Origin of the sequence: Neobacillus sp. FSL H8-0543 (assembly GCF_038592905.1) — a bacterium.
Lineage (GTDB): Bacteria > Bacillota > Bacilli > Bacillales > Cytobacillaceae > Neobacillus.
In genome coordinates this window covers 1,734,742-1,748,010 of the sequence record NZ_CP151943.1, presented here as the reverse complement: position 1 = coordinate 1,748,010, position 13,269 = coordinate 1,734,742, and the positions used below count along the sequence as shown (strand labels likewise).

Genomic DNA, 13,269 nt, shown 5'->3' with positions numbered 1-13,269 from the left:
GCAAAGGTCGGGTCTTTTCGAGCGCATCGTATAGAAGGAGCACGGTATCGCGAACCCACTCATCTATTAATAGTATCTACTACTTTGGTTCTCTTTTCCTTTTTTTCGAAAAATCAACCATAGTATAAGGCTTAGAATGATTACTAAAGCTTCCATTGATAAAATGTACCAAGGATAGGGACCAAGAAGATCCAATAAACTCATATGGGAAGGTTTATGACTTAGGTACAAATAGTTACCGTTGGTCAGCTTGTTAATATATAAAATAATCGGCATCAGTATATTTAGAAAAACCCATAATTTTATAACAGACATGAATGTCAGCCGGAATTCCTTTGAATACATAGAATATAAAGCTACCCATACCACCATCATATGTGTGTAGAAAAAGTGGAAAAACCTGAAATGAGGGAATCCATAGTGTAAAGAGGGAAAAAGTATTGCTTGTGTTGAACCTAATAATGCCGTAAACAGCAGTATTTCAAGGAAAACTGTTTTCCCCGTTAATAGCAGGATCACACTTAATATAAGGCTGATGCTGCACAATTCTAATGGAATAGCATGACTTACCTTCCAGTTTGCATTCACAAATAACCATACATGATAGGTCGCTTCAATCAGGAGCAAAGAAAGGGCAATTCCAATTTCCATCCGTCTCCATTTGGGGCCGTGAAATTTACCTCTGCTTAGGAAAATCCCGATTGTTACAAAAATAAAGATGATCAGGATTAAGATATGACTGACAGAATACACTTCAAATTTAAAATGGTTATAACTGCGTCCAAACCATGCCATTATTGGCACCCCTACTATTATTTTACCATTTTTTAAGCAAAAATAAGCATGTAATACCTGTTCAACATTCCGTCAAAACATTTCTAACAAACTGTGAACTTAACACTATACCTATGTTATTAACGCTACGAATCTTATATAGTATGAGTATAAAGAACAAACAAATTTTGAAAGGCGGAATGACTTATGTTTATTAGATTTTTAAGAGAAAATAAGATCTCTGCTGCTATTTTAACTGTTATTCGTTTATACCTTGGCTACGCGTGGTTCACAGCTGGTTTTCATAAACTCACAGGCGGATTCGATGCATCTGGTTACTTAGGAAATGCAATTGCAAATCCAGTAAAAGGACCGGAAGGCGATATGGTTTACGGCTGGTACGTCAACTTCTTAGAAAGCTTTGCGTTACCAAACATTGATGTCTTCAACTTCATCGTACCTTGGGGCGAAACACTAATCGGTTTAGGATTACTTCTTGGATGTTTAACAACAACAGCAATGTTCTTTGGACTAGTGATGAACTTCAGCTTCTTCTTAGCAGGAACGGTATCTCATAACCCAACCGACATCTTCTTAGGCTTCATCATCTTAACTGCAGGCTACAACGCAGGCAGAATCGGTTTAGACCGCTGGGTGGTTCCATTCATCCGCAAAGCAGCTAAAACCTACACAAATAAAAATAAAGCAGCCGCCTAACAAGCGACTTTCCCAAAGACGATTCGTCCCCCTCCTTGCGAATCGTCTTTTTTGCGTCCGTTAACTGCAACTGTCCACCTGGGACGGACAAATGGACGATTTGTCCACGAGTGGTGCCTGTCACCGTTGGTGACAGGCACCAAATTGATATTAAACTTTCATAACCTTGATTTATATCAAGGTTTTTTGTTTTGGATTTTGCGAATATATAGATGCGGAGGTTAGAGGGGTTGTTTCCTGAAGGCTAAAGCAGATGTGTTACATATTATTACTATTTATTATAAGGAGAGATTAGTATGTTTAAGAAGAAATTAATGTTAATAGGTTTATTATTGAGTGTTCTTTTGGTCGTCAGTGCTTGTAGCAGTGATAAGACAAGTGACACTGAAAAAGATACAGCAACAGAGACAAGCAGTACAGAGACTTCAAGTGAAACTGCTGCTAGCACTGATGGTTCAGGTGTTGAGATAATAGCAACAGACTTCGAATTTGACAAGAAGGAATATGTTGTAAAAGCTGGTGAAGAGGTAACTGTAAAGCTGACTTCAAAGCAAGGTAACCATGGTATCGATATTCAGGGACTTAATGTTTCTATTAAAGAAGCAAATGGTTCAGTTACGTTCACACCGGAAGAACCAGGTGAATACAAAATCATTTGTAATGTATTCTGTGGCACCGGACACGGCGAGATGGTTTCAACATTAGTAGTACAATAAAAATTAGATACCTAAAAAAGGAAAGTCCTCGGACTTTTCTTTTTTTTTGCCTCAACTGTCCACTGGAGACGGACAAATAGGCTGATTTGTCCACGAGCGGTGACAGGCACCGCATTTCTTTTACACCATCAATGTCACCATCAAAATGTCTCTCCAAATATATTTAATAAAAGGTTATCTTATCGAATGTGTAGAATATAAGAAAATCAAATGTGTTTACAAAAAGGTCTGTTAAAACTGGAGGGCTGGTCGAATGAAACTCGTTTTTCATAACAACAAAACAGCTGTGATTCGTCCGTATCAGGAGAGTGATTTCCAGCAAATACAGGAATTAAATACTGAAGAAGGTTGGACGAACTTAGTGATAGAGAACGACAACACGAAGGAAGCTTGGAAAAATTCAACTGTTTCCTATGTTGTCGAAGCGGAAGGAGACGGCGTGGTTGGCTATGTTCGAGGGTTAACGGATACCCGAATTACTCTATATATTTGTGAATTATTGATTGGCAAAGAATATCGTGGATTAGGCGTAGGGAAAGAGCTACTTCAATATGTTCATCAGCTTTACCCAAAGACTAGAATTGAGATGCTTGCTTCCAGTACCTCTCATACCTTCTATGAAGATCAGGGTTATCGACCCTTTTACGGGTTTAGGAAGACAATCGGAGAATAATAGGAAGGGAGTTTTAAAATGAGACAAATCATTGAGCTTGGGGGGAGGGTTATCGGTGTTTTCATATAAAGTAGATGAACAAATTGAGATCGAGTTATTGCAGCAGCATCATAAAGAGGAACTTTTCCACTTAATTGATTCCAACCGAGAACACTTACGTAAATGGCTGCTTTGGGTTGATAAAAGAAAATCCGCTGCGGATTTTGTGCCGATTATCCCAATTTGGATTACCAATTATGCAAACAATAACGGGTTTGATGCGGGGATAAGGTATAATGGGCAATTGGTTGGAATGATTGGTCTACATTATATTGATTGGAAGAACAAGTCCACCAGTATCGGATATTTTTTGTCCGAGGAAGCCCAGGGAAATGGTATTATTACGAAGTGTGTCCGTTCCTTAGTAAACTATCTTTTTAAAGAAATGGATTTAAATAGAATTGAAATTCAGTGTGCGGCAACAAATCTAAAAAGCATCGCCATCCCAACAAAATTAGGATTTGTCCAAGAAGGTATTACCCGCGATGGTCAATGGTTATATGATCATTACGAGGACCTAATTACGTTTAGTTTGTTAAAAAATGATTACCGATAAGACTTGCTAGAGGGATTACCTCTAGCTTTATTCTATTTTTTTGAAACTTTTTAACTGCATCAAGACACTAACTGTTGAAAGGAGGTTATCACTTGCAGAATATCGACCTTGTAAAAAAAGCAATCAAAGGAGACGAAGAGGCTTTTGAAACGCTTGTAAAAAATGAAAGCGAGAAGTTGTATAAAACGGCTTTTGTTTATGTTCGAAATAAAGACGATGCATTGGATGTGCTCCAAGAAACGATTTATAAGGCGTTTATTTCTATCGATAAAGTAAAACAGCCTGAATACTTTACCACGTGGCTAACGAAAATACTCATTCGTACGGCCTATGACTTCCTTAGGAAAAAGAAGAGGATCGTTTTGGATGAACGGCTTTTGAATAGTATTGTGGCTGAAAGTAGGCCAAATGTTGAAGGAAACCTCGATATACTTCATGCCATCTCTAGGTTAAACCAAAACTATCAAACGGTAATTCTATTATTTTATTATCATGACCTCCCGATTCGAGGGATTGCTGAAACGATGGGGGTTCCCGAAAATACAGTAAAAACCTACCTAAGGCGTGCAAAAATGGAATTAAGGAGTTTTTTGGAAGGAGTGAGTCATTTTGAACAAAGAGCAATTACATAAAAAAATGAGTGAAATAGACTTCCCGAGGGATGAAGTATTTGCTGCGATTAAAGGTGGAATAGCAAAAGGGAGAAATGCGAAGAAACCAAGGAGGAAATTAACTTTAAAAAAGGTTGGATTGGTTTCAACGGTTGCAGCTTCCGCTTTTTTAGCCTCAGGTTTAATTTTTGCACCCGTTTCCAATGTTTTAGCTGCGGTACCGTTAGTTGGCAGCCTATACGAAAAATTCGGGCTGCAAATCGGCTATGAATTATTAGAAAGTGATTTGATTACGCAACTGAATCAGCAAGCAACGAGTAATGGCGTTGATATTACGGTAACAAGTGCTTACTATGATGGAAACGTGATCGGCATTACTTTTACAGCGAAAGGTGAAAGGGTATCATTGGACGCGATTGGAGATAAGGGACCTGAAACGGGATATAATTTTCACTTGTTTGATGGTAAGGAAAAAAATCAGTGGGCAGGTTCGATGACACAATTAACGGAAACGGAAGATGGATATGCTGCTGCAATGGAATTTTATCATCCATCCGCCAATTTACCTAAAGACTATACTCTGCCGTTAACCTTCACCTCGGTGACAGGCACCAAAGGGATTTGGAAATTCGATGTTCCTGTTGAGCAAATTCCTTCAGAAACGATTGTAACGGATGCTGCAGGGAAACTTGGGGACTATTCTCTTGTGATGGAGTCGGTTGTTAAAGGGAAAGCTACGACATTTTTAAATTATCAAACAACCTTCCCATTAGATGGCGCTGAAGACGAAATTAGAATATCCGTTTTTGATAATGATGAAAATCGGTTATCTAAAAACCATCCGGAAGTGTTAGCAGCTAAGGAGAAAAGTGGATTTGTTGAAAAAAAAATACGTGAACTATTTGACAGCAAGATTAATGACCAGGCAAAGTATCTAACCCTCCAACCTGAAATCATAAGGTATGAAGAAGATACAGTAGCTGTTCTCGACCAAACCACTCCGTTCATCGTGGAAAGTAATCGATTTGATTATTCGATTAAGGTTAACAGTGTAAAACAAAAGGGAAACAAATTGATCCTTGATTATGTTGTACAAAATGTTAATACGGATGTCATTCGAGCGGATATCATTGAGAATTTCGTGGAGTTTATTATGCTGATAAAGACTGAAGATATCCAGAGAGATGCTCAAGGAAAACTGCAAATGGAGAACATGCTTGACGACAGAGTGCGGAGTACTAGCGTAGAAGTTTTAGGAGAGGGTCAGATCCGTTATCTATCGACTTTTACTATAGTTGAGGAATTTGATGTGAGAGATTATTCATTAACGGTTCCATTTGGTACATTAAGTGCCAATAGTCCGATAAAAATGGAGCCGATTAAAGTAGACTTGAAATAAGTCATACGGAATTAATAGGTGTTGGGGGTGATTTGCCCTGACACCTATTTTTGTTGGTGCTACAGGCGAAGAGAGGCATTTTTCACGCTGTTCAAACTTTAGTCAAAACATTTCTAACAAACTGTGAACTTAACACTATCTCTATGTTATTAACGCTCGAAATCTAATATAGTGTAAGTATAAAGAACAACTTAATTTTGAAAGGCGGAATGACTTATGTTTATCAATTTTTTAAGAGAAAATAAAATCTCTGCTGCTATTTTAACTGTTATTCGTTTATACCTTGGATATGCATGGTTCACAGCTGGTTTAGGAAAATTAACAGGTGGTGGATTTGATGCTTCAGGTTACTTAGGAAATGCTATTGCAAACCCTGTAAAAGGCCCAGACGGCAATATGGTTTACGGCTGGTACGTCAACTTCCTAGAAAGCTTTGCGTTACCGAACATTGATGTCTTCAACTTCATCGTTCCTTGGGGCGAAACACTAATTGGCTTAGGATTACTTCTTGGTTGCTTAACAACAACAGCGATGTTCTTCGGACTTGTGATGAACTTCAGCTTCTTCTTAGCAGGAACAGTATCACATAACCCAACCGACATCTTCTTAGGCTTCATCATCTTAACTGCAGGCTACAACGCAGGACGCATTGGTTTAGACCGCTGGGTGGTTCCATTCATCCGCAAAACAGCTAAAACCTACACAAATAAAAATAAAGCGGCTGCCTAACAAGCAACTGTTCCCAAAGGCGATTCGAACCCCCCTCGAATCGCCTTTTTTGTTGTGTTGCGGTGACATTTTGCGGTGACAGGCACCACTCGTGGACACTGTCCACCTCAGGCGGACACTCGCGATAAGAAATTTAGCTGTTTATCTTTACAGGGAAATGAAGAAGGGGTAAACTGGTAATGACCACACTACCAGGTGAGCTTAAGGGAGACTAGGTATGAAATTAATTGATAAAAATAGTCGAATTCCACTTTATCTCCAGTTAATGGATATATTGATTGATAGAATGGAAAATGAACTTGGAGAAAATGGGCAATTGCCATCTGAACGTGAAATTTGTGAACACTATGATGTATCACGGACAACCGTTCGCCAGGCCATAAATGAACTGGAACGAGATGGTTTTATTTATAAGGTGCACGGAAAAGGTACGTTTGTTGCGCCTAAGAGAGTCGAACAGAATCTGATAAAGTTCTATTCCTTTACAGAAGAAATGAAAAAACTGGGTAAAGTACCAGTTTCTAAAGTATTTTCTTTTGACATCATTGAGGCTGACAGAAAAATCGCTGAGAAGCTTTCCCTTCCTGCTGGCAGCAGAGTGTATCAATTTTCAAGACTGAGATTGGCGGACAATATTCCGATGATGTTTGAAACTTCTTTTGTACCATACGATTTATTCCCCGGTATGACGAAAGAGGATCTCGAATCAACTGCTTTGTACGATATTTTTAAAAATCGATTTCAAACAACGATTGTCATGGCAGAAGAGTTATTTATGCCGGTCATGACAGGGGTGAAGGAAATGGAGCTATTGCAAATGTCTCCATCCATCCCATCATTGCGGATAGAACGATTTACCCACGGGGAAGACCGACTGATTGAGTACACGAATACCATCGCACGAGGCGATAAATTTAAATATCACGTACGCCTGGAAAATTAATTCGGGCGTTTTTAACGAATTAACTGGTAGTGACATCCCTACATAGTTATGTCGTAATAACTAAAAGAAAAACTTAATGAAATGATGCAAATCGATTATAAATACAGAGGAAACTGGAAGCTCATATCCTACAGTAGAGGTGAATGTAGATGAAAAAAGCAATTGGTATTGATATCGGTGGAACCAAGGTTGCAGCCGGTATTATTTCCGAAACTGGTAAACTGCTAAAACGATCAGAAGTCAAAAGCGATCCTTCAGATAGAGAAAAGATGTTTGCCAGTGTAGTAGAAGCAGTGCAGCAGCTATTTGCAGATTCTACTTATTCGATAATGGACATGGAGGGAATCGGTGCAGGCGTACCAGGCAAGGTAGACCGTGAGAACGGGATTGCTGTTTTTCAAAATAATCTTCCATGGGCCGGGTTTCCTGTCAAAGAGCGTTTGCAGGAGCAATTCGGGCTTGAGCGAATTACGCTCGACAACGATGTGTATACTGCGGCGTTTGCTGAGTGGAAATCAGCTGGGGGAAGCAGTGAGGAAACGTTTGTCTACATGACAATCAGTACGGGTATCTCCTGCTCGATCATTCATAATGGTTCGTTTTTTAGAGGAGCGGGATTTGCCGGAGAGCTAGGGTTGTTTCCGATTCTTTCAAAGGCTGCCGGTCAGAATCTTGAGCGTCTGGAAAAAGCAGCAGCAGGACCAGCAATCGAAAAGCTGGCTGCAGAAACATTGCAGGTGGCGACTCTGTCGACCAAGGATGTTTTCAACCGATACTTCGCTGGGATTGAGGAGTATCAGCCGATTATCGATGAGGTAACAGACAACTGGGCCCAAGGGCTATATGCAATTTCCTGCTTAGTGGACCCACATAAGCTTGTCTTCGGCGGCAGTGTCATCACCAATAATCCTGGTCTGTTGGAAATTGTAAAGGAGAAACTAAAAAACTATCAAATCCTGGAACAACAGCATCTTTTAGATCATATGTCGATTAGCACATTAAAGCAGGACAACGGCGTCGTCGGCGCAGGACTGCGGGTATTTGAAGCAGTATAAAATGGATTCGCAAATAAAACTTTGTAAATCGCAATTCAGCTATTAGGTTTTACAAAAATCCCCCCCTGGTTAGAGTCTGAAACTATCAAAAGGAGTGTCATCTAAATATGTTCACATTAAGTCAGGAACAATTACAGCCCTTAGGTGCAGCTATTACCACTGCAGAAATCAAGCAGCAGCCGGAATTATGGGCTGAAACTTTTGCATTATATGCCGAGAAACGTGAGAAGATTGAGGCATTTTTACAATCAATCACTAAAAAGCATGACCGTGTCAGGGTCATTTTTACAGGTGCTGGTACATCAGCATATGTCGGAGACACGGTTACCCCGTACTTAAAGGGAAAAATCGATGAAATGCAGTGGGATATCCAAAGTGTCCCAACAACTTCGATTGTCTCAAACCCGTACCAATTCCTGAAAGCTGAGATTCCGACCCTGCTCGTTTCGTTCGCAAGAAGCGGCAACAGTCCGGAAAGCGTAGCGACGGTAGAACTCGCGGAACAGCTGGTCACAAGCCTATATCAGATTACGATTACTTGTTCAAAGGAAGGCAAGCTGGCACAGCGGGCGAAAGGCGATGATCGCAACTTGTTATTGCTGATGCCTGAAAAATCAAATGACCAGGGCTTTGCAATGACTGGAAGTTACACATGTATGACTTTAACGGCACTTCTCATTTTTGATTCACTTTCAATAGAAGAAAAACAGTCCGTTGTTGGAGCAATCCGCGGCATGGGCGAGAGTGTCGTTAGCAGAGAAGCTGAAATTCAACGCGTGGTAAATGCTGATTTTAACCGGATTATTTATCTGGGTTCCGGAGGCTTTGAAGGTCTGGCCCGAGAATCACAATTGAAGATTTTGGAATTAACAGCGGGAAAAATTGCTACTTCATTCGACTCGTCGCTTGGTTTCCGCCATGGTCCGAAGTCGTTTGTTAACGAGAAAGCAGCCGTGTTTGTGTTTGTCTCTAATCAGCCATATACCCGTCAGTACGATCTGGATATGTTAAATGAATTAAAGCATGACCAAATTGCCCAATCGATTTATGCTATCGCTGCTGATGGTGACGTTAATTATGATGGCGAGTCCTTCACATTTGATAGCGGCAGTAGCACGGTTCCAGATGCCTACCTGTCACTGCCATTTGTCATGGTTGGCCAAACGATTGCTCTGCTTGCTGCGATTAAAGCGGAAAATACACCAGATACCCCATCACCAACAGGAACGGTCAACCGGGTTGTAAAAGGGGTTATTATTCACGAGTATAAGTAAATCACAGGGCCTTTTCCCTGTCCTAAACAGAGGTGCAGGTATGAAACAGTTTGTTTACACAGATAAGTTTTTTCTCAAGGAGCAAGTCGCTGCCCCCGGCTATGATGCTGATTTTATCGTGCTCACGCCGGATTGCAAATTAACTGCCGCGTACCTTGATGGTGTTTGCGGTTACGAAGCGGAGAAAGAGGGAGAACGATGATTTTAGCTGTCACGATGAATCCATCCGTAGACATTTCCTATCCGATTCCAGATTTTAAGCTGGATGATGTCAATCGGGTGGGTCAGGTACGTAAAACGGCCGGCGGGAAGGGTCTAAATGTGGCCCGAGTCATCCGGCAAATGGAACAGGAAGTCCTCGCTACAGGTGTGCTCGGCGGGACGATTGGCGACTTTATCATCCAGGAGCTGACGAAAACCACAATCGCCAATGATTTTTTGAAAATTGACCAAGAATCACGCAACTGTATCGCGATACTCCACGGCGGCAAGCAGACGGAAATTTTGGAATCAGGCCCGACGCTGACTGCGGAGGATGGGGCCACTTTTATAAAAAAATACCAGGAATTACTTTCTGCCGTTTCAATTGTGACCATCTCCGGCAGTTTACCGCAAGGTTTGGCGCCGGGCTATTATCAAGCGCTGGTGGAAATCGGCCGGGACAATGGAATTCCTGTGATCGTCGACACCTCTGGAGGGTCGCTGCGCCAAGTGCTTGTGAGTCGGGTCAAGCCATTTACAATCAAGCCGAATCTCACTGAACTGTCCCAGCTTTTGGGGAAAGCAGTGGAGCCCGACGAATGCAGTCTGAAGCAGGCTTTGGCGGATGAACTCTTCCGAGGAATTGAGATGATTGTGGTCTCATTGGGAGCTGACGGGGCATTTGTAAAGCATGGCAAGGATTATTACCGTGCTACCATCCCAAAGATTGAGGTTGTCAACCCTGTCGGATCCGGAGATGCCACTGTTGCTGGTTTGGCTGTGGCGTTGAGCCAACGTCTGCCTATCGTCGATGTGCTGAAAACCGCGATGACAACGGGAATGCTCAATACGATGGAAGCAGGAACAGGAATGATAGATTATACAAAATTCGGCCAATTCTTTGAGTTGGTCCAGGTGACAAAACTAGATTAATAGAGGTGGATAAAGATGTTAATAGTGACTGAAAATAAATTAGCCGCAATGAAGCGGTTGTCGGATGAAAATGGGATTATCGGGGCGTTGGCAATTGACCAGCGTGGTTCCTTGAAGAAAATGATTGCAGCAGGAAGCGCCAATTCCGTTGGGGATGAGGGTATTATCCGCTTTAAAGAATTGGTTTCACAAGAGCTGACTCCTTATGCAACATCAATCCTTCTGGATCCGGAATATGGTCTGCCGGCAGCGAAGGTTCGCCATCCGGAAGCCGGTTTGCTGGTTGCTTATGAAAAGACGGGCTATGATGCCACAGCTGTCGGGCGCCTGCCTGATTTACTGCCAGAATGGTCGGTTCGCCGCCTGAAGGAAGCGGGAGCCGATGCGGTCAAGTTCCTCCTATACTACGATATTGATGAAGATTCAGCGATTAATGACTATAAGCATGTTTACATGGAGCGGATTGGCTCGGAATGTGCCGCTGAGGACATTCCGTTTTTCCTCGAAATCGTAACGTACGATGCGAAAAATGATGATGTGAAAAGTCTTGAATATGCCAAAGTAAAGCCGCATAAGGTGATTGAGGCGATGCGTGAATACTCCAAACCGCAATACAAGGTGGATGTGCTGAAAGTAGAAGTTCCGGTCGACATGAATTTTGTCGAAGGGTATGCACAGGGCGAAACCGCCTATAGCAGGGATGAAGCCACCAGATTATTCAAGGAACAGAGTGAAGCCACCCACCTGCCGTTTATCTTCTTGAGTGCCGGTGTTAGTGCGGAATTGTTCCAGGAAACCCTGAAATTTGCCAAAGAAGCCGGATCCACTTTTAACGGTGTGTTATGCGGCCGGGCTACCTGGAAGAATGGTGTTGCTCCATTTGCCGAAAACGGCGAACAAGCTGGCCGGGACTGGCTCCAAGACACTGGTAAGAAAAATATTCTAGAATTGAATGAGGTATTAAAGCAAACAGCCAGCTCATGGTATGACAAGGTCTCTAAGTAATGAAAGATGATTGTTCTCTTGTTTCTTCGCGAGAAGCAGGGGAACTGTTTTATTTATTTGTCAGGAGAGTGAAAAACATTGGTGTACCATGTGATTCAACAACTAGTTGATCAAGCACAAGCAGTTCAGTTAATTGATCAGCAAGATAAAATCTATGCCCGCAATCAAATACTCACACTGCTGGGGCTTACTGAGTTTAAACCTTTAGTAGCAACGGATGCTGCTCAAGAGGACATCCCAGTACTGCTCGAACAGCTGATTGAATATGCCGCTGCTCACCGCATCATCGAGGATATTTTTGATGAAAAAGAAATACTGGCCAGTAAGATTATGAACTGTTTGGTTGCGCGTCCATCCACTGTGAACCAGATTTTTTATAAAAAATATCAAAACAGCCAGAAAGCCGCAACGGATTATTTCTACGAGTTAAGCAAACAGAGTAACTATATCCAGATGAAGCGAATACAGAAGAATATTGAATACAAGGTAAGCACCGATTACGGTGAACTGGATATAACAATAAACCTGTCAAAGCCAGAAAAAGACCCGCGAAGTATTGAGAGGGAACGGGAAGCACCCAGTACTGATTATCCCAAATGTCTGCTTTGTGTCGAAAATGAGGGCTATGGGGGCAGAATCGGTCACCCTGCTCGCGCCAATCACCGGATGATCCGGGTAAATTTATTAGGAGAGAACTGGATGCTGCAATATTCCCCCTATGTGTACTATCCGGAGCATTGTATTGTGCTCTCCGAAAAGCATATGGATATGAATATCAGTCCCCAAACGTTCCAGCGCTTACTATTCTTTGTTGCCCAGTTTCCGCATTATTTTCTTGGCTCGAATGCCGATCTTCCGATTGTTGGCGGGTCCATACTATCCCATGAACATTACCAGGGTGGCCATTACGAATTTGCGATGGCAAAGGCGGAAACGGAATGCCACTTTACCTTGTTTAAAAATCCGAATGTCGACTGTTCTGTTGTAAGATGGCCGATGTCCGTTATTCGGCTGCGCTCGCTGCAGTTTAGTCCACTGGTTGACGCGGCGACCCATATTAAGAACCATTGGCAGGGTTATTCGGATGAAACGCGGGAGATTATCGCGAAAACCGGTGAGACTCGTCACAATACAATCACCCCGATTGCCCGAAAGAAGGGTGAATTTTTCGAACTGGATCTGGTCCTTCGCAACAACCGGACGAGTGCCGAGCATCCGCTGGGAATTTTCCATCCGCACGCTGATGTTCATCATATTAAAAAGGAAAACATCGGGCTGATAGAAGTAATGGGTCTTGCTGTCCTTCCAGCTCGGCTGAAGGATGAGCTCAAGGAGGTAGAGAAATATCTGCTTGGCGATCAATCGGCTTCCGTAGACGAATATCATGCCACCTGGGCAGAGGAAATGAGGGGGCATTACCAATCGATCATTTCAGAGGAAAATGTCGAAACCATTGTTAGAGAAGAAGTAGGAAAGAAGTTTCTAAAATGCTTGGAAGATGCAGCAGTATTTAAGCGAAATGAACACGGAAGAGAAGGATTTCACCGCTTTATTCGGTCAATAATGTGATAATGCGCCGAAGAAAATTGGTAGCAAGGTTAATAGTCCGAAAGAAGGAGAGAAGCAGTTTTTGCTTCTCCTTTT

Annotated in this window: 15 protein-coding genes; 14 read left to right on the top strand and 1 reads right to left on the bottom strand. The window is 42.1% G+C overall.

The features are described 5' to 3' along the window. Window positions 1-66 precede the first annotated feature (66 nt). On the bottom strand, window positions 67-795 hold the full coding sequence (locus NSS81_RS08910) for a TIGR02206 family membrane protein (RefSeq protein ID WP_342433144.1): 729 nt from the start codon (window positions 793-795) through the stop codon (window positions 67-69). 186 nt (window positions 796-981) lie between these two features. Between NSS81_RS08910 and NSS81_RS08905 the strand changes: the two genes are divergently transcribed. The 14 genes from NSS81_RS08905 to galT all read left to right on the top strand — a co-directional run bounded on the left by NSS81_RS08905 (window position 982) and on the right by galT (window position 13,194). After that, the gene (locus NSS81_RS08905; RefSeq protein WP_342433143.1) at window positions 982-1,491 is read left to right on the top strand and encodes a DoxX family membrane protein; all 510 of its coding nucleotides are present in this window, start codon (window positions 982-984) and stop codon (window positions 1,489-1,491) included. A 314-nt stretch (window positions 1,492-1,805) separates the two neighbouring features. Next, a complete protein-coding gene (locus tag NSS81_RS08900) occupies window positions 1,806-2,207 on the top strand; it encodes a cupredoxin domain-containing protein (RefSeq protein ID WP_342433142.1) in 402 nt (133 codons plus the stop codon). 253 nt (window positions 2,208-2,460) lie between these two features. Then, window positions 2,461-2,880, top strand: coding sequence for a GNAT family N-acetyltransferase (locus tag NSS81_RS08895; RefSeq protein WP_342433141.1), 420 nt, complete (start codon window positions 2,461-2,463; stop codon window positions 2,878-2,880). Window positions 2,881-2,935: 55 nt separating this feature from the next. After that, entirely contained in the window at window positions 2,936-3,475 is a 540-nt protein-coding gene (locus tag NSS81_RS08890) for a GNAT family protein (RefSeq protein WP_342433140.1), read from the top strand. A 92-nt stretch (window positions 3,476-3,567) separates the two neighbouring features. Beyond that, entirely contained in the window at window positions 3,568-4,107 is a 540-nt protein-coding gene (locus NSS81_RS08885; RefSeq protein ID WP_342433139.1) for a sigma-70 family RNA polymerase sigma factor, read from the top strand. Then, window positions 4,085-5,485, top strand: a complete 1,401-nt coding sequence (locus NSS81_RS08880; RefSeq protein WP_342433138.1) for a DUF4179 domain-containing protein — start codon at window positions 4,085-4,087, stop codon at window positions 5,483-5,485. The genes NSS81_RS08885 and NSS81_RS08880 overlap by 23 nt, the downstream gene beginning before the upstream one ends. Window positions 5,486-5,701: 216 nt before the next feature. Further along, entirely contained in the window at window positions 5,702-6,214 is a 513-nt protein-coding gene (locus NSS81_RS08875; protein ID WP_342433137.1) for a DoxX family membrane protein, read from the top strand. Window positions 6,215-6,431: 217 nt separating this feature from the next. Continuing rightward, on the top strand, window positions 6,432-7,157 hold the full coding sequence (locus tag NSS81_RS08870) for a GntR family transcriptional regulator (protein WP_342433136.1): 726 nt from the start codon (window positions 6,432-6,434) through the stop codon (window positions 7,155-7,157). Window positions 7,158-7,306: 149 nt separating this feature from the next. Next, entirely contained in the window at window positions 7,307-8,212 is a 906-nt protein-coding gene (locus tag NSS81_RS08865; RefSeq protein ID WP_342433135.1) for an ROK family protein, read from the top strand. 107 nt (window positions 8,213-8,319) lie between these two features. Beyond that, complete coding sequence (locus tag NSS81_RS08860; RefSeq protein WP_342433134.1) at window positions 8,320-9,486, top strand: SIS domain-containing protein; 1,167 nt, start codon at window positions 8,320-8,322, stop codon at window positions 9,484-9,486. Between the two features lie 40 nt (window positions 9,487-9,526). Next, window positions 9,527-9,688, top strand: a complete 162-nt coding sequence (locus NSS81_RS08855; RefSeq protein ID WP_342433133.1) for a hypothetical protein — start codon at window positions 9,527-9,529, stop codon at window positions 9,686-9,688. Continuing rightward, window positions 9,685-10,620, top strand: a complete 936-nt coding sequence (locus tag NSS81_RS08850) for a hexose kinase (protein WP_342433132.1) — start codon at window positions 9,685-9,687, stop codon at window positions 10,618-10,620. Before NSS81_RS08855 ends, NSS81_RS08850 begins: the two co-directional genes overlap by 4 nt. 15 nt (window positions 10,621-10,635) lie before the next feature. After that, window positions 10,636-11,625: a tagatose-bisphosphate aldolase gene (gene lacD / locus NSS81_RS08845; RefSeq protein WP_342433131.1), complete on the top strand. Its 990-nt coding sequence runs from the start codon at window positions 10,636-10,638 to the stop codon at window positions 11,623-11,625. Between the two features lie 78 nt (window positions 11,626-11,703). Continuing rightward, entirely contained in the window at window positions 11,704-13,194 is a 1,491-nt protein-coding gene (gene galT, locus NSS81_RS08840) for a UDP-glucose--hexose-1-phosphate uridylyltransferase (RefSeq protein WP_342433130.1), read from the top strand. Window positions 13,195-13,269: the final 75 nt, after the last annotated feature.